The organism is Pseudomonas sp. SWRI81 (assembly GCF_014268545.1).
In the GTDB taxonomy this organism is placed as follows: Bacteria; Pseudomonadota; Gammaproteobacteria; order Pseudomonadales; family Pseudomonadaceae; genus Aquipseudomonas; species Aquipseudomonas hamedanensis.
The window spans coordinates 1-24,649 of sequence record NZ_JABWQS010000062.1; the positions used below are offsets into that span (position 1 = coordinate 1).

The 24,649-nt window shown below is 58.4% G+C and carries 24 protein-coding genes and 1 tRNA gene; 10 read left to right on the top strand and 15 right to left on the bottom strand.

Annotated features, from left to right (window positions below; genetic code table 11):
* The 7 genes from HU765_RS25110 to HU765_RS25140 form a co-directional block, all read right to left on the bottom strand.
* A partial coding sequence (locus HU765_RS25110) for a calcium-binding protein (protein ID WP_272974967.1) occupies positions 1-962 on the bottom strand: 962 nt, incomplete at its 3' end.
* Between the two features lie 290 nt (positions 963-1,252).
* Positions 1,253-2,599 (bottom strand): flagellar hook protein FlgE, encoded by a 1,347-nt coding sequence (gene flgE / locus HU765_RS25115; protein WP_186623683.1) that lies wholly within the window; start codon positions 2,597-2,599, stop codon positions 1,253-1,255.
* A 31-nt stretch (positions 2,600-2,630) separates the two neighbouring features.
* Complete coding sequence (gene flgD, locus HU765_RS25120; RefSeq protein ID WP_186623684.1) at positions 2,631-3,356, bottom strand: flagellar hook assembly protein FlgD; 726 nt, start codon at positions 3,354-3,356, stop codon at positions 2,631-2,633.
* Positions 3,357-3,371: 15 nt separating this feature from the next.
* Entirely contained in the window at positions 3,372-3,815 is a 444-nt protein-coding gene (gene flgC / locus HU765_RS25125; protein ID WP_186552329.1) for a flagellar basal body rod protein FlgC, read from the bottom strand.
* Positions 3,816-3,818: 3 nt separating this feature from the next.
* Complete coding sequence (flgB, locus tag HU765_RS25130) at positions 3,819-4,229, bottom strand: flagellar basal body rod protein FlgB (RefSeq protein WP_016773613.1); 411 nt, start codon at positions 4,227-4,229, stop codon at positions 3,819-3,821.
* A gap of 371 nt (positions 4,230-4,600) precedes the next feature.
* A complete protein-coding gene (gene cheR / locus HU765_RS25135; protein WP_186529772.1) occupies positions 4,601-5,428 on the bottom strand; it encodes a protein-glutamate O-methyltransferase CheR in 828 nt (275 codons plus the stop codon).
* A gap of 46 nt (positions 5,429-5,474) precedes the next feature.
* Positions 5,475-6,407 (bottom strand): chemotaxis protein CheV, encoded by a 933-nt coding sequence (locus tag HU765_RS25140; protein WP_103304087.1) that lies wholly within the window; start codon positions 6,405-6,407, stop codon positions 5,475-5,477.
* 82 nt (positions 6,408-6,489) lie between these two features.
* On the opposite strand from HU765_RS25140, the gene flgA reads away from it, so the two are divergent.
* The 4 genes from flgA to HU765_RS25160 all read left to right on the top strand — a co-directional run bounded on the left by flgA (position 6,490) and on the right by HU765_RS25160 (position 9,084).
* A complete protein-coding gene (flgA, locus tag HU765_RS25145; protein ID WP_186623698.1) occupies positions 6,490-7,251 on the top strand; it encodes a flagellar basal body P-ring formation chaperone FlgA in 762 nt (253 codons plus the stop codon).
* A gap of 151 nt (positions 7,252-7,402) precedes the next feature.
* Positions 7,403-7,729, top strand: coding sequence for a flagellar biosynthesis anti-sigma factor FlgM (gene flgM / locus HU765_RS25150; RefSeq protein WP_186552330.1), 327 nt, complete (start codon positions 7,403-7,405; stop codon positions 7,727-7,729).
* Positions 7,730-7,777: 48 nt separating this feature from the next.
* On the top strand, positions 7,778-8,245 hold the full coding sequence (locus HU765_RS25155; protein WP_186623685.1) for a flagellar protein FlgN: 468 nt from the start codon (positions 7,778-7,780) through the stop codon (positions 8,243-8,245).
* 92 nt (positions 8,246-8,337) lie between these two features.
* Positions 8,338-9,084 (top strand): flagellar brake protein, encoded by a 747-nt coding sequence (locus tag HU765_RS25160; protein ID WP_186623689.1) that lies wholly within the window; start codon positions 8,338-8,340, stop codon positions 9,082-9,084.
* Positions 9,085-9,177: 93 nt separating this feature from the next.
* Here the strand turns inward: HU765_RS25160 and HU765_RS25165 are convergent, their stop codons facing one another.
* The gene (locus HU765_RS25165) at positions 9,178-10,557 is read right to left on the bottom strand and encodes an MFS transporter (protein ID WP_186623690.1); all 1,380 of its coding nucleotides are present in this window, start codon (positions 10,555-10,557) and stop codon (positions 9,178-9,180) included.
* A gap of 69 nt (positions 10,558-10,626) precedes the next feature.
* Positions 10,627-11,868 carry a glutamine synthetase family protein gene (locus HU765_RS25170; RefSeq protein WP_186623699.1) on the bottom strand — a complete coding sequence of 414 codons (1,242 nt, stop codon included), beginning with the start codon at positions 11,866-11,868 and terminating at the stop codon, positions 10,627-10,629.
* Positions 11,869-12,371: 503 nt separating this feature from the next.
* On the opposite strand from HU765_RS25170, the gene HU765_RS25175 reads away from it, so the two are divergent.
* The gene (locus HU765_RS25175) at positions 12,372-12,611 is read left to right on the top strand and encodes a hypothetical protein (protein ID WP_186552334.1); all 240 of its coding nucleotides are present in this window, start codon (positions 12,372-12,374) and stop codon (positions 12,609-12,611) included.
* A gap of 37 nt (positions 12,612-12,648) precedes the next feature.
* Here HU765_RS25175 and HU765_RS25180 read toward each other — a convergent pair whose 3' ends face one another.
* On the bottom strand, positions 12,649-13,341 hold the full coding sequence (locus tag HU765_RS25180) for a HAMP domain-containing sensor histidine kinase (RefSeq protein WP_186552335.1): 693 nt from the start codon (positions 13,339-13,341) through the stop codon (positions 12,649-12,651).
* The gene (locus tag HU765_RS25185) at positions 13,338-14,942 is read right to left on the bottom strand and encodes a tetratricopeptide repeat-containing response regulator (protein ID WP_186623691.1); all 1,605 of its coding nucleotides are present in this window, start codon (positions 14,940-14,942) and stop codon (positions 13,338-13,340) included. The genes HU765_RS25180 and HU765_RS25185 overlap by 4 nt, the downstream gene beginning before the upstream one ends.
* 307 nt (positions 14,943-15,249) lie before the next feature.
* Here HU765_RS25185 and HU765_RS25190 point away from each other — a divergent pair, with 307 nt between their 5' ends.
* Positions 15,250-19,383: a CheR family methyltransferase gene (locus HU765_RS25190; protein ID WP_186623693.1), complete on the top strand. Its 4,134-nt coding sequence runs from the start codon at positions 15,250-15,252 to the stop codon at positions 19,381-19,383.
* A 6-nt stretch (positions 19,384-19,389) separates the two neighbouring features.
* Here the strand turns inward: HU765_RS25190 and HU765_RS25195 are convergent, their stop codons facing one another.
* Together HU765_RS25195 and HU765_RS25200 are read right to left on the bottom strand one after the other, a co-directional pair.
* The gene (locus tag HU765_RS25195; protein WP_186623700.1) at positions 19,390-19,929 is read right to left on the bottom strand and encodes a hypothetical protein; all 540 of its coding nucleotides are present in this window, start codon (positions 19,927-19,929) and stop codon (positions 19,390-19,392) included.
* A 136-nt stretch (positions 19,930-20,065) separates the two neighbouring features.
* Positions 20,066-20,142: transfer RNA gene (locus tag HU765_RS25200), tRNA-Arg, on the bottom strand.
* Positions 20,143-20,437: 295 nt separating this feature from the next.
* On the opposite strand from HU765_RS25200, the gene HU765_RS25205 reads away from it, so the two are divergent.
* Entirely contained in the window at positions 20,438-20,665 is a 228-nt protein-coding gene (locus HU765_RS25205) for a hypothetical protein (protein ID WP_186552339.1), read from the top strand.
* Between the two features lie 20 nt (positions 20,666-20,685).
* Positions 20,686-20,865, top strand: coding sequence for a PA3371 family protein (locus tag HU765_RS25210; protein WP_186552340.1), 180 nt, complete (start codon positions 20,686-20,688; stop codon positions 20,863-20,865).
* Here the strand turns inward: HU765_RS25210 and phnN are convergent.
* Positions 20,840-21,409: a phosphonate metabolism protein/1,5-bisphosphokinase (PRPP-forming) PhnN gene (gene phnN, locus HU765_RS25215; RefSeq protein ID WP_186623695.1), complete on the bottom strand. Its 570-nt coding sequence runs from the start codon at positions 21,407-21,409 to the stop codon at positions 20,840-20,842. The genes HU765_RS25210 and phnN overlap by 26 nt on opposite strands.
* A gap of 387 nt (positions 21,410-21,796) precedes the next feature.
* On the opposite strand from phnN, the gene HU765_RS25220 reads away from it, so the two are divergent.
* A complete protein-coding gene (locus tag HU765_RS25220; protein ID WP_010226671.1) occupies positions 21,797-22,123 on the top strand; it encodes an Arc family DNA-binding protein in 327 nt (108 codons plus the stop codon).
* Between the two features lie 155 nt (positions 22,124-22,278).
* Here HU765_RS25220 and mgtE read toward each other — a convergent pair whose 3' ends face one another.
* Positions 22,279-23,721: a magnesium transporter gene (gene mgtE, locus HU765_RS25225; protein ID WP_186529805.1), complete on the bottom strand. Its 1,443-nt coding sequence runs from the start codon at positions 23,719-23,721 to the stop codon at positions 22,279-22,281.
* 320 nt (positions 23,722-24,041) lie between these two features.
* On the opposite strand from mgtE, the gene HU765_RS25230 reads away from it, so the two are divergent.
* The gene (locus HU765_RS25230) at positions 24,042-24,554 is read left to right on the top strand and encodes a cell envelope protein SmpA (RefSeq protein ID WP_186623697.1); all 513 of its coding nucleotides are present in this window, start codon (positions 24,042-24,044) and stop codon (positions 24,552-24,554) included.
* Positions 24,555-24,649 lie beyond the last annotated feature (95 nt).

Consider the following 24,649-nt stretch of genomic DNA (forward strand, 5'->3'; position numbering starts at 1 on the left):
TCATCGCCGGCGCCGCCGTTCAGGACGTTGCCCGTGGTTTGCCCGGTCAACACGTCATTGAAAGACGAGCCGATGACGGTTTCGAAGTTCCACAGCTTGTCACCCTGGGCATCACCACCGACACCCAGAACACCTCCGACCAGACTTACTGTCACACCGCTGGAAGACCCAGAATAGTCAATGGTGTCAGTACCGCCCGAACTATCAAACTGATCGGCAGTTGCACCACTGATAAAGGTGTCGTTGCTGCCGGAGCCCGCCAGCATCTCGATGCCGACGTAGGTATCACCGGCAGCAATCCCGGAGTTCACTCCGGTTTTGGTGTTGATCGTTACACCCGCAGGGCTGTCGGTATAACTCACGGTATCAGTGCCTGCACCGCCGATGAACTGGTCAGCACCTGCGCCGCCCATCAGATAGTCGTTACCGACCCCGCCGGTAATGACGTTGTCCGACGCGTTGCCGTAACCGACAAAGTTGCCGGTACCGACGTAGGTCAGGCGTTCGACGTTGGTTGCCAGGGTGTGATTGAGCAGGATGGTCCGTACTTCGTCATCACCGCCGCCCACCGCTTCAACGACGTTTACCGAAGTGCCGTTGACGTAGTAGATGTCGTTACCAGCGCCACCGCTTAAAGTGTTGCCGGATGCTTGGGCGGTGAGAATGTCATTAAATGCAGAACCAATCACGGCCTCTATAGACGTCAAGGTATCGCCCTGAGCATCTGCGCCAACGCCTGTTCCAGCGGTCAGATTGACGGTTACTCCTGCCGTCGAGCTGGCATAAGACGCGGTATCGATACCGTTCCCGCCATTCAAGACATCAGCACCTGCTCCGCCGTCCAGCAAGTCATTGCCATCGCCGCCACTCAGCGAGTCATTTCCTGCAAACCCATACAACTCATCCGCACTTGACGTGCCTACCAGTGTGTCCGTACCCGACGTTCCGTTTATAACTGCCATTGTTTCTTCCTTGCCTTTTTGATGAATCGATAGTCAACGCAATACTTCAGAATCGCCTCGATAAGGCCGAGTACTTTTGAGCGTGGTCATTGATGAGACGCTTAACCGCCTTGCAACCAGAGGTCTCCATGACCTGCGAAAGTTTGACGCGCCCCTTCTTCTGCTGGGGGCAAGTGCAATTACTGCACCACAGCTGCCGACGAACGGTAGGTATTTGAGAAAAGCCTGACAGCGCGCAAAAAAAACCGACGCCCTAGGACGTCGGTTTTCAGTGCAGCAATCAGATCACATCAAGTCATCTGAATGATGGTCTGCATGATGGTGCTCTGAGTGGAGATGGTCTTGGCGTTCGCCTGATAGTTGCTCTGGCCCTTGATCAGATCAACCAGCTCGTTGGTCAGGTTAACGTTCGACTCTTCCAGCGAGTTGGACACCACCTCACCCAACGTACCAGTCTTCGGCGCGTCGTAGCCCGGAATACCCGAAGCGAAAGTCTCTTTCCAGCTAGTACCACCGACAGCCTGCAAGCCCTGCTCGTTGGTGAAACTGGCCAGTGCAACCTGACCAATCGCCTTGCTCTGGTTGTTGCTGAAGTTGGCGAACAGCGTACCGGTACCGTCGATGGTCAGGTTGGTGATCTGTCCAGTGGCGTAGCCATCCTGAGTCGGGATCGTGCGCGAAGTATCAGCGTTGTACTGGGTGGTCTTGGCCATCGAAATGGTCACGCCAGCCGGATTTGCTGCCGCGCCGTTAGGCGTAAAAACACCATTGGTCACGGTGCCTGGTTTCCAGTTACTCAACGTCAAGTCGCTGCTGATGAGCGGGTTCGGCGCCGGCGCCGGCAAAGTACTAGGTGTACTCACCTGAAGCAATTTGCCGGAACTGTTGAACGTCAATGTGGAAGCAACCGGAGGCGTGGCGGCGTTGGTTGGATCGCTACCGGTGGCATCCGGGTTGCGTCCATCAACCAGGGTGTAAACCTTCCAGGTATTCTCGCCAGTCTTGACCACGTACTGATCCATGACGTGGGAGTTACCCTGAGTGTCATAGATCGGTGTGCTGAACGACTTGGTGTAAGTCTCAGGCTTCGACGGGTCGAACTTCACGGCAGTAGCGCCGGTATCAACAATCACGGGGGCCGAAGAGTTCAGGTTGATGCTCGAAGTCACCGCCGAAGTCGACTTGGGCGCCAGGTTCGAAGTATCGATCTTGAGGTCGGTCAGCACACCGTTGAGGATCTTGCCGTTGGCATCCACACCGTAACCCTGCAGACGCGAGGTGTAGTCGGTGTTGGTGATGTAGCCGGCGTTGTCGACCTTGAACGTACCGGCACGGGTGTACGAGATCGAGCCGTTGTTGCTCATGGTGAAGAAACCGGAACCGTTGATGCCCATGTCCAACACGTTGCCGGTGTTGTTGATGTCACCCTGGGTGAACTGCTGGGAAACGTTGGCCAGGCGCACGCCGTTGCCGATCACTTTGCTGCCGCTGCCCAGGCGAGTCGACGAGTACACGTCTTCGAATTCTGCGCGGGAGGATTTGAACCCGGCGGTCGCGACGTTGGCGATGTTGTTGCCGGTCACGTCCAGTTGCTTGTTGGCCGCATAGAGACCGCTAAGGCCGATATTGAAAGACATATTCCACTCCTTTATGCCGGGTTAGTCGGCTCTATATACCAATGGTTTGTACTTTGGACAGGGCAACGGTGCCCTTGCCAGCCAGGTTGAGCATCAGCTCGCCACCGGTCTGGCTGATCGTCACGCTGTTGACGGTGGCCGGCAGGTAAGTCGCCAGGTCCGTCGCGGTGCCGTTGATCGGCGCGCTCGCCTTGAAGGTGTAAGTCCCGACGGGCACCACGGTGCCGGCGGTGTCCTTGCCGTCCCAGGTGAAGCTGGCACTGCCAGCGGCGCGACTGCCCAGATCGATAGTGCGGACAGCTTTACCATCCTTGTCGGTAATGGTCACGGTGCCGCCGGCGATGGACGATGGCACGTTGACCGAACCGGTCAGGCCTTTGCTCGGATCGTCGAGTTGCGCGGTATTGGTTTGCACGATCACGTTGCGACCGACCAGCGACGACGCTTGCAGCGCCTGCGACGAGTTGTAGTTGCCGGCAAGGCCACTCACGGTGGAGTTCAGCGTGGTGATGCCTTCGAGGCTGCTGAACTGTGCCAACTGCGCAACGAATGCGCTGTTGTCCTGCGGATCGAGCGGGTTCTGGTTTTTCAGCTGGGTCACCAGCAACTGCAGGAACGCGTCCTTGCCCAGCGCTTGTCCGCCGGTGCTGCTGTTGGTCGCCGAGGCAATGCCATCGGTGGTCGAACTGGTCTTTTTCGACGAGTTCGACAGGATGTCATTCATGCTCAGGGAGCTGGTGGTATCGGTAACGCTCATGGCAGTCGCCCCTTATTACTGACCGAGGGTCAGCACCTTCTGCATCATGGTCTTGGCGGTGTTCATCATTTCGGCGTTGGTCTGGAACGAACGGCTCGCGGAAATCATGTCAGCCATTTCTTCCACCACGTTGACGTTCGGGTAGTAGACGTAGCCTTTGGCGTCAGCCGCCGGATGGTTCGGCTCGTAACGCGCTTCGAGATTGCTGTCGTCCTCGACCACACCGAGCACTTGCACGCCCTGACCGGCCGCGTCCTGGTTCTGGAACAGCGAGTTGCTGCCGCCAGCCTGGCCGCCCTGGAACATGGTGGCGAACACCGGGTGACGGGCGCGGTAGGTCTGGTCGATGCTCGACGAGACCGTCTCGGCGTTGGCGATGTTCGACGCGACGGTGTTCAGACGCGTGGTCTGGGCGCTCATGCCGCTGCCGGCAATGTTGAAAACGCTGGACAGGGACATGAATTATTCTCCGCGCAGGGCTGACACCAGCCCTTTGAATTTGCTGTTGAGCAGCGTGAAGCTGGCCTGGAAGCCGACGGCGTTTTCCGCGTAGTTCGACTGTTCCAGTTGAGCGTCCACGGTGTTCTGGTCGATCGAAGGCTGCATCGGTGTGCGATACATCAGCGATTCGTCGCCATTGCCCAAGCCTTCAGCCTCGATGTGACGGCTGTTGGTCATGTTCAGGGCAAAGTGGCCGCCGGTCTTGGTCTTCTCGGTCTGTGCTTCGAGCACTTTGGAGAAATCCAGGTCACGCGCCTTGTAGTTCGGGGTATCGGCGTTGGCGATGTTGTTGGCCAGCACTTCGGCACGCTGGGCGCGGAAGCCCAGTGCTTTTTCGTGGATGCCGAGCGCTTTGTCGAAGCTGATGCTCATGTCGGGAACCTTCAGGTGACCGGTTTTTCGTAACTGAGCTTTAGCAAGCGCCGTGCCAAACGGACAAAGCCCCGTATTCCGGGGCTTTGCGTCGAACGGGCAAAGCGGCAATGCCAGAAAAGCGGCAACCGGTTTCCGCCGGATGCCGCTTTTCTGCCGCTTGCCCTCATTCTCCCTCCCACCGCTGATCCATTGTAGGAGTGAGCCTGCTCGCGATAGCCGTGTGTCAGTCGCTGATGTGTTGTCTGATAGACCGCGATCGCGAGCAGGCTCACTCCTACAGGGGATTAGTGGCGTTTCGAAGAGAATATTCAGGCGCAAAAAAACGGCAGCCTAAAAGGACTGCCGTTTTTTGTGTCGCCGCAAACCGGTTATTTCGCCTGGTAAATAATACCCGGGCTGCACTGCACCATCTGGTAATGATCCGGCAAACCGTTCAGCGCCTCCGAAGCGCCAAGGAACAGATACCCGCCAGGCTTCAACGTGCTGTGAATACGCAACAGGATGTCTTTCTTCACTTCGGCAGAGAAATAGATCAGCACGTTGCGGCAGAACACGATGTCGAACTTGCCCAACGCCGCGTAGCTGTCGAGCAGGTTGAACGAGCGAAACTCCACGCGGCTCTTGATCGGTGCCTTGACCACCCAGCGCCCCGGCCCTTTCGGATCGAAGTAGCGTTGCAGCCGTTCGGGCGACAGACCACGGCCGATCGCCAGGCTGTCGTACTCGCCGGTCTTGCAGTTGTTGAGCATGAGGCCGGACAGATCGGTGGCAACGATCTGCACACCCATTTTCAGCTGACCGAGGTTGCTGCGCTCGAACTCGTCGATCGACATCGACAGCGAATAGGGTTCCTGACCTGACGAGCACGCCGCCGACCAGATCCGCAGACGCTGGTTGGGGCTGGCCTTGATCGCTTCAGGCAGTACCTTGTTCTTCAAGACTTCAAACGGATAGGTGTCACGAAACCACAGGGTTTCGTTGGTCGTCATGGCATCGACCACCTGCTCGCGCAAACCGCTGCGCGGCTGGGTCTGGATGCGCTGAACCAGCTCACCCAGGGACTTGATGCCTTGCTGCTCCATCAGTTTGTTGAGACGGCTCGAGACCAGGTACTGCTTGTTTTCACCGAGCAGAATGCCACAGGCTTTTTCCAGGAAGACCCGGAACTGTTCAAAATCCAAATTACCCGTAGACAATGATGCCGCCTCTTAAATCGTGTTGATCGCCAGGGACAAAAGGCCCCTAGCTGATATCTGCTGCTTTGATCCGGTCGACTACCCGGGATGCCAGGTCATCAGGACGGAATTTGGCCAGGAAGTCATCAGCACCGACTTTCTTGACCATCGCCTGATTGAATACCCCCGACAACGAAGTATGCAGGATGATATGGAGCTTTTGCATGCGTGCGTCGCCGCGGATTTCCGCCGTCAGGGTGTACCCGTCCATCTCCGGCATTTCGATGTCGGAAATCATCATCAGGAACTCTTCTTCCGGCTTCTTGCCTTCGTCGACCAGCTTGCGCAGGTAATCCAGCGCCTGCTTGCCGTCGTTCAGCGCCACCACTTCGACACCGATCGTCTGCAGGCAACGCGTGACCTGCTTGCGCGCCACCGACGAGTCATCGACCGTCAGCACCCGCAGCGACAACGCCTTGGTCTGGGTCTCGACATCGACCACGCCCACCGAAATCGCTTCCGGTGTCGGCGCCACTTCGGCCAGCACCTTCTCGACGTCGATGATTTCGACTAGCTGGTTGTCCACCCGAGTCACGGCGGTCAAGTAATGATCGCGGCCCGTGCCCTTGGGTGGTGGATGGATCTCTTCCCAATTCATGTTGACGATGCGCTCCACCGAGCGGACCAGGAAACCCTGGGTCTTGGTGTTGTACTCGGTGATGATCACGAACGGATTTTTCTTGTCTTTCAACGCACCGGAGCCGGTCGCCATTGCCAGATCCAGGATCGGAATGGTCGCCCCCCGAATATTCGCCACCCCGCACACGACAGGACTGGACTTGGGCATCAACGTCAGTGACGGGCATTGCAGCACTTCCCGAACCTTGAACACGTTGATCCCGTAGAGCTGCTGGCCGTCGAGACGGAACAACAACAGCTCCAGGCGATTCTGCCCTACCAGTTGCGTGCGCTGGTTCACCGAATCCATTACACCAGCCATGCCCAGACTCCTACACCAACGCCAAGTGTTGTTGCGACGCACATTTATTGCTAAACGGCACGGCGCTTGCTTTTTAACCTGTATGAACGCTCAAACGACATTTTCCCGACGCCTGACATCCTCCCTTCGCAAAGGGCTTTGCGCGGTGTCCGCCGTTTTTTGCCTATTTGCCGGCAGTCCTGCCAATGCTGATGCGGTTACCTTGCCTGATATGCTTATCGGCGTGACTCAGGGCTTTCTTGAATTCACCGTAGAAGACTATCTGGCTACCAGTCAAACCGAAGGCCGCTACGAAATCGAAGTCAACCAGCTCGATCCGCGGCTGCGCATGCCCATGTGCGACAAGGAATTGACAGCGACCCTGGAGAGTCCGGCACGCCCTCTGGGCCGCGTCACCGTCAAGGTTCGCTGCGAAGGTAGTTCGCCCTGGACCGTGTTCGTGCCCGCTCAAGTCCGCCTGTTTCGCGAGATTGTCACCACCACCCGCCCGCTCAAGCGCGCCGGGATTATCGAGCCGCAGGATGTCACCCTGCGCGAGCGCGACGTCAGCGTGATCAATCAAGGTTTTTTGACGTCGGTGGACGAAGCGATCGGACAGAAATTGACCCGACCAACGGTCGCCGATCAGGTGATTACGCTGGTCCATCTCGAACAGGCCGAAGTCATCCGCAAGGGTGATCAAGTCGTCATTACCGCCCGCAGCGGCACATTGGCCGTGCGGATGCCCGGCGAAGCGCTGGCCAACGGCGGCCTGAAAGAACAGATCCGGGTGAAAAACCTCAACTCCCAGCGGGTCATCAAGGCGCAAGTCACCGCGCCCGGCCAAGTGGAAGTGGCAATGTAGAAAACTGGCGCTGACCCCGGCTGTTCCCTAAACTGTGCCGCAGCAGAACACGCGCCGGCGCAGGCAAGGCTCATTGCATAAATGTGCCTAAAGTTTTCCAGGGGATAGCCGAAAACATGGCAAGCGTCCAAATTCCCAGAGGTTTTTTATCATGGTTATCGATTTCAACCGTTTGAACAGTTCCTCGCCACTTACCGGCAATACACGTACCAGCAACGCCAAGGAAAGCGCTGAAAACAGCCCCTCCGCGCCGCTGAATACCCAGGCCGAAACGGCCAGTACCGCAAAAAGCGGGGAATCGGTACACCTCAGCAATGAGGCTCAACAGTTGCAGAAGGTCACTGACAAGCTGCGCGATCAGCCTGCTGTCGATAAAGCCCGTGTGGCCGAGTTGAAAGCCGCGATTGCCGATGGCAGCTATAAAGTCGACAGCAACCGTGTAGCCAGCAAACTGCTCAACTTCGAAGCCCAGCGCTAGGCTTTTGCCGGCGCCAGGCTTTTGGACGCTTAAACCCCAAGGCCAGCCATGCACGACACTAATTTATTGCAATTGATCAACGACGACTTTGCTCCAGCGCAACAATTGCTAGAGTTGCTGCAAACCGAGTCCCTCGCTTTGCACGGTCGTGACATGCCGCTGCTGGAAGAAATTCTGGCGACCAAACAGGCTTTGATCATTCTGCTTGAACAGCATGGCCGCAAGCGCAGCGAAATCCTCGCCAGCCTCAACCTGCCGACTGACCGCACAGGTCTTGCGCAACTGGCCAGCCAGTCAAGCCTTGGCGAGCAGTTGCTCAAGCAAGGCGACGCACTGACCGCCCTGATTGCGGAGTGCCAGGCGGCCAACATCAAAAATGGCCAGTCGATCCAGATCCAGCAGGCCTCCACGGCCAACCAACTGAAAATCCTCACCGGCGGCGAGCCGCCAGCGCTGTATGACGCCAGCGGGACCTTCGCCAAGCCGATCAAGCCGCGTACGCTCAGCCAGGCATGAGCCATTCGGTGGCCACGCACTATCAACCTGCGAAACATACTGGCAAAATACTGGCCAGTCGTAGTCTTATTTTGTCTGGAGATTGAAGAACCGTGTCCAACACCCTAAGCGCGGATGATGCTCCGCAGCCTCCGAAGGTGCTCACCACGCCACTGGAAATCTCCAGCAACCTGCGCCAGCTGCAAGACAGCCATGATCCGCTGATCATTACCTTCCACGAACGCAGCCAGCGCTTTCAGAGTTACTTGATCAAGGTTGATCGTGACACCGCCTCGATCGCGCTCGATGAGATGATCCCGCGTGACGGCGAACGCTTTCTGCAGGCCGGCGAGCCGTTCAAGGTCGAAGGTTTTCACGATGGCGTGCGCATCGCCTGGGAATGCACCGGTACGCTGAATATCGAAGAGTCCGACGGTGACCGTTTCTACACCGGTGCACTGCCCACCGAAGTGGTTTACCACCAGCGTCGCAATGCCTTTCGCGCAGCGCTGAAACTGACCGATCTGGTCAGCGTTGAACTGGGCGGCGAAAAGCTCAAGACCGCTCTCCATGGCAAGCTGTTGGATATTTCCGCGACCGGTTGCAAGTTTCGGTTCGAAGGCGACATCACTGACCGCCTGCAACTGGGCCAGGTTTACGATCGCCTGATCGCCCCGCCGCTGTTCGGCAACCAACCCATCTCCGTCGAACTGCGTTACCTGCATTTCGAAGAAAAACTTAACATCACCTTCGCCGGCCTGCGTTTCCACAACATCAGTGGTCAGGCTGCGCGCAACGTTGAGCGCTTCGTCTATCAGTTGCAGCGTGAAGCGCGCCGGTTCGACAAAGACGACATGTGAGTCGCAGCGACCAACAAAAAAGGGCAGCCCCTCGCAGGACTGCCCTTTTTTCATGCCTGAAAAGCTCCCTCGCCACAATTAGTGCAGCAAACCTCAGGGTCTGGCGCCACTGATATCCGGCGCAGGTTTGTCATCGCGGCTAGTCAAATCATCTTCGTCCACCGCTTCCGGTTGCGCGGCGGGTTCTGGCTCAGAGCTTGAAGGCGTCGGGTCCTGCACCATCTGCTCCTGCACCACCTGCTCGTCCACCCGCGGGTCAAGCGCGGCCACCAGCGGCGAACTCGACATGCTGTCCGGCATCGCCACATGGTGCAGCGGCGCGTCGTCGACCTGATGCAGATTGGTCACCGCTTTCGGGCGAATACGCCACACCAGCACCAGCGCAAAGAAACTGAAAAACGCATACAGGCTCTGACTGCCGAGAAACTTCATCAGCACACCGGCCAGCAACGGCCCGATACTCGCGCCGACGCCATAAGTCACCAGCAACATCGCCGTCAGCGACACGCGTCGGTCGCCCTCGACATGGTCGTTGGAAAAGGCCACCGCCAGTGGATACAGGCAGAACTGCACCAGCGAGCATAGGAAGCCAACAACAAACAAAACCTCCAGCGGCACCTGCGGCAGAATCGCCAGCGGCAGTGCCGCGACCGCCAGAAACCCGGCGAAGCAGCGAATCAGCAGCGCCCGGTCATAGCGGTCGGACAACCAGCCCAGCGGCCACTGCACCAGCAATCCGGCAAAAATGCAGCTACCCATGAACAGACCGACCTGTTCGGTCGACAGCCCCTGCTGGGAGGCATACAACGGCGCCAGACCGTAGAACGAACCGATGATCAGCCCGGCGCCAAGCACCGTGCTCAGTGATTGCGGTACGCGCTTGATAAAGAAGCGCGGCTCCATCGGCGCCGGGTGCAGCGGCGCCGGGTGAATCCGCCGTGTCAGGGCCACCGGCACCAGGCACAGCGCAAAACACAGGGCGACCAGCATCAGCAGTTCCAGGCCCAAGCCGGGGTGCATGACCAGAATCAGTTGCCCCAGCACCAGGCCCAGGTACGAGGCAATCATGTAGCCGCTGAATACCAGGCCGCGCTGGTTGGCGTCCGCCTGCTCGTTGAGCCAGCTTTCGATCACCATGTATTGGCACATCATGCCCAGACCGACGATGGTCCGCAGCACCAGCCACGCCGGCAGCCAGTCCACCAGGCCATGCCCGAGCACCGCCGCGCCGACGATCCCGGCACACGCCGAATACGCGCGGATATGCCCGACCCGGGCGATCAGCCGGTGGCCGATCTTGCCGCCCAGCACCAGGCCGAAATAGTTGGCCGCCATCAGCGCACCGACCCACAGGCCGTCGACGTTGTCAGCGGCCAGGCGCAGTGCCAGATAGGTGGATAACAAGCCCGAACCGATCAACATCATCAGTGAGGCGAAATACAGCGCTCGAAAGGATTTCCAGATTTGGCGCATCGGCGTTCCGAGCGGCTCCTTGCAATAAATACCGGACCATCAAAACGATAGTCCGGTGGCGACAGTTCGTCAGGCCTGGGCGGCCAGCACACGGCGCTCCCAGGGAGTGATTTCATCAAAGAAGCTGGTCAACTCCATGGTCTTCGAAGCGATGTAGCCTTCGATGAACTCCGACCCGAACAGTTCCCTGGCCAATTGGCTACGTTTCAGACGTTCAAGCGCGGCGTGCAAGGTACATGGCAGCGCAAGATTGTCCGGCACGGCGAATTCGCCCTGGATCGCCTCGGTCGGCTCCAGCGCGTGTTCGATACCGTGCAAACCCGCAGCCAGACTGGCGGCGATCGCCAGGTAGGGGTTGGCATCTGCACCCGGCAAACGGTTTTCGACCCGACGAGCAACTGGTGAGCTGGCGGGAATACGCAAGCCGGCGGCGCGATTGTCGTGGGACCAACACGCATTGTTCGGCGATGCATAGGGATGGCACAGGCGCTGATAGGAGTTCACGTTCGGCGCAAACAGTGCGGTGAAATCGGCCAGCCCGGCCTGCTGCCCGCCGATGAAATGGCGGAACATGGCGGTCGGCTCGCCGTTCGAGTCCGTGAAGACATTCCTGCCGCTGGCGATTTCAACGATGCTCTGGTGAATGTGCATTGAACTGCCCGGCGTGTGCGCCAGCGGTTTGGCCATGCACACCACGGTCAGGCCGTGCTTGAGCGCGACCTCTTTGAGCAAATGCTTGAACAGGAAAGTCTGGTCGGCCAGCAGCAGCGGATCACCGTGCAGCAGATTGATCTCGAACTGGCTGACGCCCATTTCGTGCATGAAGGTGTCGCGCGGCAGGCCGAGGGCTGCCATGCATTTATAGACTTCACTGAAGAACGGCCGCAGACCGTTATTGGAACTGACGCTGAACGCCGACTGGCCGTCCTCGCGACGCCCATCCAGACCGACCGGCGGGCGGAACGGCTGCGTCGGATCGGTGTTGGGCGCAAAAACGAAAAACTCCAGCTCCGTCGCCGCCACCGGCGCCAGCCCGCGCGCGGCGTAACGGGCGATGACCGCTTTGAGCTGCCCTCGGGTCGACAGGCTGGAGCTCCCTCCGGCCAACTCGTCGGCATCGCAGATTGCCAGGGCACGCGGCGTGTCGCTCCACGGCAAGCGATGGATTTGCACGGGGTCGGCCACCAACGCCAGATCGCCGTCATCGCTGCCGTAGAACCGCGCCGGCGGATAGCCGCCCATGATGCATTGCAGCAGCACGCCCCGCGCCAACTGCAAACGCCGCCCTTCGAGGAATCCCTCGGCGGTCATTACCTTGCCCCGTGGCACACCGTTCAGATCCGGGGTGACACACTCAATCTCATCAATGCCGGTCAATCGCTGCGCGAGTGAACCCTGGCCATCGCTTGTCATGACGCAATCCTTGTTATTGTGCGAGCCGCGAACGGCGACCCGTACAAAATAGGCTCCGGCTGTTCGGAATATCAAGCAACGTCAAGCAAAATCCGAAACTCTGTGGGAGCTGTAGGAGCTGACGAGTGCAACGAGGCTGCGATCTTTTGACTTTGATCTTCAAGAAAGGATCGCAGTCTTCAGCAGCTTCACTGGCTCTGGGCCTTGTCGTTTCTGGCTATGTCACCGCTTCGCAAATAACCATAAGTCGAGGAACATGGTTAGACCGGATTGTTCGCTTGCTAATTCGGAACCGGTATTAAAGCCTGTCATATCTGACAGTGGTCAAGCTGATCCCGAACGATGAACATGACGACTCGATGTTATTGAACTTGCAATCTTTATCAGAGAGATCGGAAATCATGAGCACAGAGACGATGAAGGAGAAAGTGGCAAACGCCAGTGTTGGCCAGAAAGTCACGGTTGAGTACACCTTTAAGGATTCTGCTAAGGACGCTTCAACAGGACAACTGGAGCGCCGCGTGTTGTCAGGCAGCCTGCAGGCAAAAGACACCTCAATGGTGACAGTAGTAAGTGAAAGTGACGTCTATGACGTCCGGACGATTTTGATAAGCAACATGACCGGCTTTATCTCCCAATGACCTTGTGTCAATTAAAAACACATTGCCTCGGTGGATATCACGGCAGATAAAGGCTGAACACCCCACCGCCCAACGGGCCGCCATTGCTGATTTCGGTGCGCCCTTCCACCCCGTTGCGCTGATGCAGGGCTGCGATGCGGTGGGCGAAATACAGGCCCAGGCCAGTGCTGCCGCTGCTGTGATTGATGCCCTGTACGTAATCGGCCTGACGCTCGAGCATCTCGGCCGGATAACCGTCGCCGTCGTCGTTGATGCTCAGCACCAGTTGCCCCGCCTCGTCGCTGACGGTAATCAGCAGCGATTCGCGGGCGTAGCGGATCGCGTTATTGATGCAATTGCCGAGCACCGAGGCGATCAGTTCGCGGTCAAAGAAACCCAGCGGACTCAACGGGTCGACTTCGTAAGTGGCAATGATGCCGCGGCTGGCGAAGACGTCCTGATGCGCCGCCAGTTGCGCTTCGATAAAGTCATCGAGCTCGTGATAGGCCGGTTGCAGCGGCATCTGGTTGACGCCCAGCTTGTACAGCCCGAGCAACTGCACCAGCATGCCGTTGAGGTGGGCGAACTCGAAGTCGATCACGCCCTGCTCGCTGCCTTCGCGCAGCTCCTTGGGCAAGCGCGCCAGCCACTGGCTGTGGGCCTGCATCAGCATCGCCAGAGAGTTCTTCATGTCGTGGACGGTGGAGGCAATCACCGTGGAAAAATCCAGCGCCTGCTTGTCGTGGTTCATTCGCCAAACGCCTTGCTTTTCAGCTTCTGATAACGCGCAAACCGCGCGTCGGTGTCGGGCATCAGGCCGACCGTTTTCAGGCAGGCCCGACATTCTTCCAGCTCTGCCGACGGCACGCTCGTGTCGGTACCGTGCAGCAGCGACTGGGCCATGTTCAGCGCGATGCTGATGTTCTTCGGTTGCAGCTTCAGCGCCTTGCGGAACACTTCGCGGGCCTCCACCAGGTTGCCGGTCTTGTAGACCCGCACGCCCTGTCGGTTGAGGTCGGCCGCCGCGTTGCTGGAGCTGAGAATCGTCGGGTCATCGGTGAGCTTGGCGATATCTTTCATTACCGCCGGATCGTCGCCGTAAATCTCCGCGCAGCTTTTGAGCATGGAAGTGCCCGCTTCGGCCTGACCAAGCATTTGCAGTTGCTTGGCAACCAGTAACGCGGCTTCCGGACTCATGAACTGTTCCATGCCGTCGAGGCGCATCAGTGCTTGTTCGGTGAGTTTGTCGGCGGTTTCGGCATCGTTGAGCAGCAGGCTGGTGGCCTTCATCAGGCGCGCGCGAATTTGCAGGCCGGGATCGCTCGGGTTCTCTTTGGCCACCGCGCTGAGGGTGGTGTTGATCTCCAGGCGTGTGCGCGTGTCGAGGCCACGATCACTGCCCTTGCTGATCAGCGCATGGGCCAGGCCCAGATTGCTTTCCGGATCCTTGAAACGCGATTGCGCACCCTGTGCCACGGCCTGACGATAAGCGCGAGAGGCGGTGTCGAAATCTTCGTTGGCCATCGCCAGTTTGCCCAGCAACGCCTGACGCCGGACCGCCAGCGGCGACAGGCGAATCGCCTCTTCCAGCACCCGTTGCGCGCCTTTGCTGTCACCTTCGGCGACCAGCACATCGGCCATGCCGTCGTACAGCGCCGGCATCATCGGAAAGACTTTCAACGCCTTTTCATAGACCGCTTTGGCCTGAGCGACCTGGCCGCGCTTGAACAGCAATTTGCCCAGCCCGGCGAAGGCCCAAGGCAACGGACGGTCGGCAATGATGCTGTCGTAAAGACGCTCGAGCGCTTCGTTCTGATTCATGTCGCGCAACGCATCGGCGCGGTAACGCAGGCACAGCGGCGAATAACGGATGTCTTGCTTGCACAGCGCAATACAGGCATTGAGCACCTCGGCCGGCTTGCCGCGATCGAGGGCTTGCAGAATCGGTTTGAGCAACGTCTTGCGTTGCTCCAGACGCTCCAGCCGCTGGGCCAGGCCGGAACGGTTGAACGGCTTGGTCAGGTACGCGTCCGGCTCATGCTCCAACGCGCTGAGCACCATCGCCTGACTGGTCTCGGCGGTGACCATGACGAACACCGCTTCATGGCTGATGAGCTTTTCCGACATCAGGTCTTCAAGCACTTGCTGGCCGTTTTTCTTGCCGTCGCCGAGATGGAAATCCTGCAGGATGAAATCGTAGGACTTTTGCGAGCACATCTTCAGCGCCTGCTCGCCGGTGTCGGCGGTGTCGACGTCCTTGACGCCCAGTTCACGCAGCATCGAGCGCACGGAACTGCGGAAATCCGAGAAATCATCGACGATCAGAAAACGCTTTTGGTGATACGACGACATCGAAGATTTCCAGACAATTGAAGAGAAGGCAATTTCAGGCGCGCAGATGATAGCTGCCGGTAAAACGCTATCAACCATTTTTGCGCGACGCCGCAGTGACCGATCGGGTTATCGGCCGCTCAGGGCAATCTCTTGAAGATTGTTGGTGCGTTTCTGCCTTCGACAGGGTCCACCCAGAAACAGCCGGCAATCGCGCCGAGCAAACTGTGGAAGGAAAAAATCGGCAAACAGGATTATCCTGCGCAGTTACCCGTGCGATTTATGATCCACTCGCGACCTGACGTGTCGCCGTCAAAGGCTCGAAGTCATGAACTCGAAAACACCTTCCTCGCGTGCAGCGCCTGAGCGCAAAGGCGTGAGCCCCAGCCATCTGGATTTCCCGGTGGTCGGCATCGGCGCCTCTGCGGGCGGCTTGCAGGCGATCAAACTGTTTTTCGACAACATGCCCCAAGACACCGGCATGGCGTTTGTAATCATTCTGCATCTGTCTCCGGACCATCAAAGCATTGCCGACAATATCATCCAGGAATCGACGCGCATGCCGGTGGTGCAGGTGACCCAGCCCATGCCGATTGAAAAAAACCGGGTGTATGTGATTTCCCCAGCGAAGTCCTTGTCGATGAGTGATGGCTATTTACGCGTCAGCGACGCCGGCTCGCCACTGGCCCGCCACACGGCCATCGACCTGTTCTTCCGCGACCTCGCCGATGTGCATCGTGAACGGGCTTTCTGCGTGGTGCTGTCGGGCACCGGTTCCGACGGCGCGGTCGGCCTGTCGCGGATCAAGGAACAGGGCGGCGTGACGCTGGTGCAAGTGCCGGAAGACGCCGAATTCGACGGCATGCCGCGCGCCGCCATCGAAACGCGCATGGCCGACCTGGTGTTGCCGGTGGTCGACATGCCACAAAAACTCATGGAGTTGTGGCGCAATTCCCAAGTCATTAAATTGCCCTGCGCCAACGATCCGGATCTGAAAGCCTTGAAACCGGCCAACGAACACGAAGCGACCCTCGCCGAACAACGTCTGCACGATATTCTGATCCACCTGCGCAGCAGCACCGGTCACGACTTCAAACATTACAAGCGTGCGACCGTGCTGCGCCGCATCGAGCGGCGCATGCAGGTCACAGCCCAGGCCGACCTTTCGCAATACCATGCCTATCTGCAAAATACCCCGGATGAAGCCAAGGCCTTGCTCGGCGACATGCTGATCGGGGTGACCAATTTCTTCCGCGACCGCGAAGCCTTCGAAGCGCTGGAGCGCGACGTGCTGCCGCAATTGGTGCAAGCGGTGGCGGACTCCAATGACAAGGAGGAAGTACGTATCTGGTCGGCCGGTTGCTCGACGGGCGAAGAGGCCTATAGCCTGGCGATTCTGCTCGACGACCAGTTGCAGGTGCAAAGCAGCAAGGCCAACCTGCAAGTCTTCGCCACGGACATCGATGAACGCGCGATCGCCGTCGGCCGTGCCGGCCTGTATCCGCAAGCCATTGTCACCGACGTTCCGCCGACGCGCTTGCGGCATTATTTCGTCAAGGACGATGAGCATTACCGGATCCGTAAGGAAATCCGCGAAAAAGTCCTGTTCGCCAAACACAGCCTGTTATCCGATCCGCCCTTCTCGCAGATCGACCTGATTAGCTGTCGCAATCTGCTGATCTATCTGGATCGCGAAGTCCAGCGCGAAATCCTGCAATTGTTTCACTTTGCCCTGCGACCGGGTGGCTTTCTGTTTCTCGGCACCTCGGAAAGCGCTGACGCCTGCCATGAACTGTTCGCCCCGGTGGACAAACGTAATCGTATCTTCCGCGCCAGGACCGGTACGCCGAACAGCCGCCGCACCCCGACCATGCCCCGCGGCGGTTACGTGCGCAACAGCGTGACGCCTGCGCAGACCAAGCCGAGCGAACAACCCAAGCTGTCCTTCGCCGACATTCATCGACGCGCCATCGAACGTTCGGCGCCGCCGAGCATCATTGTCGACAGCAACGCCGATATCCTGCACATGAGCGAAAGCGCCGGGCGTTTTCTGCGCCATGTCGGCGGTGAATTGTCGCGCAACGTACTGACGCTGATCCTGCCGGAACTGCGCCTGGAAATTCGCACCACGCTGTTTCAGGTGCAACAGAGCAACCTCACCGTGCGCTCGCGCGAGGTGATACTCAAGCGTGAAGACCGCCAGTTCCGCGTCGATCTGATCGCGCAGCCGTACAAGGACGAAGAGTCCGACAGCGAATGCGTGCTGGTGATTTTCGAAGAAACCGAAATCGACCCCGACGAATTCGCCACCACCACGCTGCTGCAAACCGAAAGCCAGGTGCTGTCGAACCTGGAACGCGAACTGCAACGCACCAAGCTGCATCTGCAAGACACCATCGAACAATCGGAGGTTTCCAGCGAAGAGCTCAAGGCCTCCAACGAAGAAATGCAGGCGATCAACGAAGAGTTGCGCTCGGCCACCGAAGAGCTGGAGACCAGTAAGGAAGAGCTGCAATCGATCAATGAAGAGCTGCTGACGGTCAATTACGAGCTCAAGACCAAGGTCGAAGAAACCGACAAGATCAACGATTACCTGACCAACCTGATTGCCTCTACCGACATCGCCACGGTGTTCGTCGACCGCAGCATGCGCATCAAGTGGTTCACCCCGCGGGCCACGGATATTTTCAGCATGCTGCCGGTGGACACCGGACGCTCGCTACTCGATATCACACATCGGCTCAACTACGCCAACCTGGCCGAAGACGCGGCGCAGGTGTTCGAGTCGCTGAGCATGATCGAACGCGAGGTCAACAGCACTGATAACCGCTGGTACATCGCCCGCCTGCTGCCGTATCGCTCCAGCGAAGACCATATCGATGGCACCGTGCTGACCTTCATCGACATCACCAAACGCCGCGCCGCCGAGGAAGAACTGCGCCTGGGCGAAGAGCGCATGCGCCTGGTGGCCGAGAGCACCCGCGATTACGCGATCATCATTCTTGACGAATTAGGCGTGATTACCAGCTGGAACAAAGGCGCCGAACTGATTTTCGGCTACAGCAAGGCCGAGGCCGAAGGCGCGTTTTACGATTTCATTTTCACCTCTGAAGACCGCGCCGCCGGCATGCCTGAATGCGAGCTGTCTACAGCCCGGGCGCAAGGGCGCGCCGAAGACGAGCGCTGGCATCAGCGCAAGGATGGCAGCCGCTTCTTCTGCAGTGGCGAAGTCACCCTGCTCAGTGGCGATTACCTGCAAGGCTACGTCAAAATCGCCCGCGACCTGACCGGGCACAAACGTCAGCAGGACGAGCAGAACAAGGAGCTGTTGCAGACGCGCAACAGCATTTCCCTGCGCGATGAATTCTTCGCGGTGATGTCCCACGAACTCAAGCATCCATTGAATCTGATTCAGCTCAACGCCGAGCTGTTGCGTCGCCTGCCGATGATTCGCACGGCTGGGCCGGCGACCAAGGCCGTCAATACCATCTGTGACGCAGTCAACAGCCAGGCACGGATCATCGATGATTTGCTCGACGTCGCGCGCGTGCGCACCGGCAAGCTCAAACTGCAAATGACCCACGTCGATCTCAGCGCCGTGCTGCGCGACATTCATACTGTGGTGTTGAACGAGCAGCACGCCACGCGAGTCGAGCTGCAATTGCCGACAGAGCCGCTGATCATCCATGCCGACCCGACCCGGGTGGAACAGATCATCTGGAACCTGATGAACAACGCGCTGAAGTTCACCCCCCCGACCGGGCGCATCGAACTGATCGCCAGCAAGGCCGGGCACATGGCAAAACTGGCGATCAAGGACAACGGCGTCGGCATCGCGGCCGACAATCTCGAACATGTTTTCGACCTGTTCGGACAGGCGGAGAAGCAACACACCCATCATCAGCGCCAAGGGCTTGGCATCGGTTTGTCATTGGTGCGGCAACTGACCGAGGCGCAACACGGCACGGTTCTGGTGAGCTCGCCGGGACTGGGCGCCGGCTGCACCTTCACCGTGTGCCTGCCGTTGGCGCAGAACATCGAAACCGCCGAGGCACCGCAGATCGAACCGGCATCCGGCAAGCTCGACGGCCTCAAGATCCTGCTGGTGGATGATTCGCCGCAAGTACTCGACACCCTGAAAATGCTGCTGGAAATGGAAGACGCCACGGTCACCGCGTTCGATCATCCGGTGGCCGCCTTGAAAGCCGCCGAAAACACCCGATTCGACCTGATCATCTCCGACCTGGGCATGCCGGTGATGAGCGGCTATGAGCTGATGGACGCGCTGCGCAAATTACCAATGGTGAAAAACGTCCCGGCCATCGCCCTGACAGGCTACGGCACCCAAAGCGATGTGCAGAAATCCCGCGAAGCCGGGTTCAATCAGCACTTGGGCAAACCGGTGGCCTACGACGACCTGATAGAGGCCATCGACGCCCTGCGCCGCTCGCAGTTGCTGTAACGACGCTCAACGCAGATAGGCGCGTTGAATGCAGACCCGACGATCGATCGCCTGCTGCAGACGCGCCTTGCTGTCGGCCCAGACATCGGGATCGATGCGCGTACGCCGCATCAGCGCCAGCACGGCCGCCTTGGCCTCAAGGTATTCCGACCAGGCATCAGCCGCCTTGAGCTTCAGGCGCTCGCCTTCGTTCATGTCCATCCGACGCAGCGCCAGCACCAGCGGATCGGTCACCACGGTGCTGAGAACACACTGCGTGCGGTGCGGCGCGACAAATACCTGGTGATCGAGCACGATCTCACGCGCGCGCTGGGCGCCCCAGCGCAATGACAGCGCACAGCACACCTCGTCGCCGCGATCGTGAAACTCCTCAGCGAGCGCCCGCCCCTCCTGCGTGTAAACGCCGACAAACACCTGCGTCACGCCAGCGGGACTGACACGCACCTGCACTTCGATCTGCCAGCCGTTGTTCAACACTTCTTCATGGCTGTGCAGCGCTAAACGGCTGTTGGTCCACAACCAATACTGGGCACCGCGACGTCGCATCATTGGCTCTCCTCTCCCGCGAGCGAAAAAGTAAGGCACAGATCTGGCGATCCGCCACAGCAGTTCGTCGCCTGCGCGCCATGCAAAAAAGCCCCGTCGCCAGTGATGGCGACGGGGCTTTCAGGTGCGGAATGAATGGTGTCCCAGGCGGGGTTCGAACCTGCAACCTTCCCCTTAGGAGGGGGATGCTCTATCCAATTGAGCTACTGAGACACGGGCGCAGCGCGCACGGAACGTGGCGCGACAGACGGCGTGCATGTTAACGGCAGGGCCTGATTTTGTCATGTCGTCCGTAGGGCTTTTTAAGTGTAGGCAGGCGCCCTGCAATCCTGCGGGAAGATTTACCGTGCAATTTGCACTGCCGCAGAAGGCCATCAATGCAGATTGCAACCCGACGCCGGCTGAAAACCCTTTCAAATGCTTGTTTTTAAAGGACTTCATAGCGGTTAGACTGTTGGCACGACGGCTGCTTTGCCTGTTCTTATAAAAGAACATCGGAGCTGCGCTCATGAACACTAGCCTCTTGCTTGCCAACGCAATTGCTCTGGCGATTCTGCTGGGCTTTCATTTTGTTCCCGAGACAACCGAACCTCTGGCCAAGCGTGTGCCGCATTATTTACAGGTGCAGAAGGCGCCGCAGTGGGCGGTATTGAGCGATCAGGGCAACTCAACCGCTCAAGTGGTCAGCGAGTCCGAGCACGCCTCGACACAAACGACCGAACGTCTGGTTTTTTGAAACATCTTCAGGAGTACAGCATGTCCAAATCAGCCGCAGGATTTCTGATCCTCGCCTTATTGAGTGGCGTCATGCATTTTGCGCTGTTCGAGGACACCGAAATCACCTTGCCGCTGGTTGGCTGTGGCGTGTTTGCGGTGTTGTTCGTGCTGGCGCTGGTGGCCGGGCGCAAAATCAAGTTCGATCCGGTCCTGCGCTAAGCCGGATCACGTCCAGCAACTGCTTGACGGCGTCTGCCAGATCGCCGGAATTATCAATCAAATGCACCGGTGTATCCGTTGCTCTGCGGTCCCTGAACAGCGCATTGCGCGCCAGTCGCGCATCGATTTGCTCAGGGGTCTCGCGGCCACGCCGAAGCAGGCGCTCACGTAACACCTCATCCCTGACAGTCAGCAGAATTGGCACGAGGTTCGGATAACGCTCCATCGCCTGCCGCAGGTTTGCGCGTGAGCCGTTGACCAACACGTGGCAGCCGCTTTTTAACCGTTCGTCCATTTCTACCGGAATGCCATAAGACAAACCGTTGGCTTCCCAGGCCAGAGAAAATTCACCCGCATCCTGACGGCGCAGAAACTCTTCCGGGCTCACCCCAACCGCCTCTTCGCCCACCGATTCCGCTGATCGGGTAATAACCCGGCGCATCACTTGGCAACCCAATGCCCCCAGTGGCTCACGCGCCGCGTCAATCAGGCTGTCTTTGCCTGAACCAGAAGGCCCCATCAGATAAATAACCTTGCCATCCATCCTGAAAACGCCCTCTGACGCGTGTTCGCCCTAGTAAATCGGCAAATTGCCACTATCCTGTACAAGTGAACAGACAGGATAGAAAGCCGCATAGCATGCACGTTCTGGCGCCTTCGGGCATCCATTGATGTGCAGCACGAAGCGATCAGCGACACGGACTCAGCGAAACTTTCAAACCAGTCCGCATTTCTGATGATTGGTGCTGGCATTACGCCTTTACCCAGCTCAATATTTGTCACAGAATTGACGCCAATGATCTGGCAATTTTGAGGCATGATGCGCGCCTCTTAACAATTCAGGTTGAACCATTTGGCGCGGATGCTTGTCCTACCACACATCCTGCGGCCAATTCCGAGAACCGCTCCCCTGAACTAACCGGTTAAATATATGCGCCCAATGAAACAGGCAATTTATTCCAGCCGTACGGCTGACAAGTTTGTCGTACGTCTGCCAGACGGAATGCGTGAGCGCATTGCCGAAGTGGCTCGCAATCACCATCGCAGCATGAACTCCGAAATCATTGCGCGCCTTGAGCAGAGTCTTATTCAGGAAGGCGCACTGGGCGAAGAGCTGAGCATGCGCCTGGACAGCCCGGAGCTGTCGTTGCACGAGCGCGAGCTGCTGCAACGTTTCCGCCAGCTGTCTCACCGTCAGCAAAATGCGTTGGTGTCCTTGATCGCCCACGACGCCGAAATGGCCGCAGACGCGTCCTGAGCTGTACCGAACACCTCAAAGCCAGCATGATTGCTGGCTTTTTTTTGCCTGCGATTTGGCGCGCAGACCACAATCCCCTCGCCACAGGTAATCACCAGCAGTCGAATGGGCACAAAAAAGCCCGTCATGTTGACGGGCTTTTTCATTGCGGCAAGTCAGAGCAGGAAGATTGTCGCCAGGCCCAGGAAGATAAAGAAGCCGCCACTGTCGGTCATCGCGGTGATCATCACACTGGCGCCCATGGCCGGATCGCGCCCCATCTTCGCCAAGGTCATCGGGATCAACACACCCATCAGCGCCGCCAGCAACAGGTTGAGCGTCATCGCCGCAGTCATCACCACGCCCAACGACCAGCTGCCGTACAGCAGATAGGCGACGACACCAATCACTCCGCCCCAGACCAGACCATTGATCAAGCCGACCGCCAGCTCCTTGCGCATCAAGCGCGACGTATTGCCGGTGCTGACCTGATCGAGTGCCATTGCGCGCACGATCATGGTGATCGTCTGGTTACCCGAGTTGCCACCGATACCCGCCACGATGGGCATCAGCGCGGCGAGCGCCACCAGCTTCTCGATCGAGCCTTCGAACAGACCGATCACCCGAGAGGCGACAAATGCCGTGATCAAGTTGACTGCCAGCCAGGCCCAACGGTTGCGCAGGGATTTCCACACCGACGCGAAAATGTCTTCCTCTTCACGCAGACCCGCCATGTTGAGGACTTCGCTTTCGCTCTCCTCACGAATCAGGTCGACCATTTCGTCGATGGTCAGACGGCCGATCAGCTTGCCGTTCTTGTCGACCACCGGGGCCGAGATCAAGTCATAACGCTCGAACGCTTGCGCGGCGTCGTAGGCGTCTTCGTCAGGATGGAAACTCACCGGATCGCTGGCCATTACTTCGGCGACCTGCTTGTCCGGATCGTTGACCAGCAAACGCTTGATCGGCAGAACGCCTTTGAGCACGCCGTCGTAGTCGACCACAAACAATTTGTCGGTGTGCCCCGGCAGTTCTTTGAGACGACGCAGGTAACGCAGCACCACCTCGAGACTGACATCCTCACGGATAGTCACCATCTCGAAGTCCATCAGCGCACCGACCTGATCCTCGTCGTAGGAGAGTGCCGAGCGGACACGCTCGCGCTGCTGATTGTCCAGGCTCTCCATCAGCTCATGGACGACGTCTCGCGGCAGCTCGGAGGCCAGGTCAGCGAGTTCGTCGGCATCCATGTCCTTGGCCGCAGCCAGGAGCTCGTGATCGTCCATGTCGGCGATCAGCGTTTCCCGAACGGAATCGGATACTTCAAGCAGAATGTCGCCGTCGCGGTCAGCCTTGACCAGTTGCCAGAGCGTCAGGCGATCGTCCAGCGGCAAGGCTTCGAGAATGTAGGCGACGTCGGCGGAGTGCAAATCGTCGAGCTTGCGCTGCAACTCGACGAGATTTTGCCGGTGGACCAGGTTTTCGACCCGGTCGTGATGCGGGCCTTCCTGGCGATGAGTCAGGTCTTCAACAACACGCTGACGCTGCAGCAGCTCAACGACTTGAGCCAGGCGATCCTGCAGGCTTTCCTGTGTTTTCTTTACTTCGATTTCGGACATAGGCGAACTCCACTCCCAGCAGCGGGGCACGCCGGAAGGATCAATCAGTCAATTCATGATTGGTAAAACGGGGTACTGAATATCTACTGGGTAAGTCCATGGAGGTTTTCCACAAGCCCCGGCGGGGCTGACGGGCGCAATGATACACGCCTGACGGTTTAAAACGTTAAAAAATCACGGCTGAAACAAGCGCTTGCACAACAAACCTGAGCGCCTTCCTGACCTGTGCAAATGCGACGACTCATCCTGAAAAGAAAACACACCGGCAATGGAAAAAGTAGCGACTACCCTTGAGCGTAGATCGTCATGGAGGACATCGAATGCCATCAAAATCAGCACTTATCCTATTGACCGCCCTTCTCCACACCACGCCTTCCACAGCCACCACACTTCATCGTTGCCAAGCGTCTGACGGCAGCGTCACCTTTACTTCGATGAGCTGCGCAGCCGGCGAGCAGCTTTCTCTTCAGCAGGTTCATCCTTATTCACCCGGCTGGGTCGCGATCATGCCGGAGTTCAATCACGAAGCCGTGACAGACATGAAAGACAGGGGGCGCGAACCGGGCATCATCGGCGGCGCCGAACATAAATGTGGAAACCTGATCGATAGCAGCCAGCGGCGTGAAGCGATCATCAACCGGCAGGTCATTGCCGGCATGAGCCAGCGGGACGTCGAAAGTGCGCTGGGCAAGCCGGACAAGATCAATACGCGCACATCAACCACAAGCTATCGTTACGACCTCAAGCGAGGCCGCAGTGCTCAAATTGATTTTGATGAAAGAGGCTGTGTGAAAGGAAAAGCCAAATCCCGGACAGCAAAAAGCCCGCGTTAAACGCGGGCTTTTCGGTATATGGTGCACTCGACAGGATTCGAACCTGTGACCGCTCGGTTCGTAGCCGAGTACTCTATCCAGCTGAGCTACGAGTG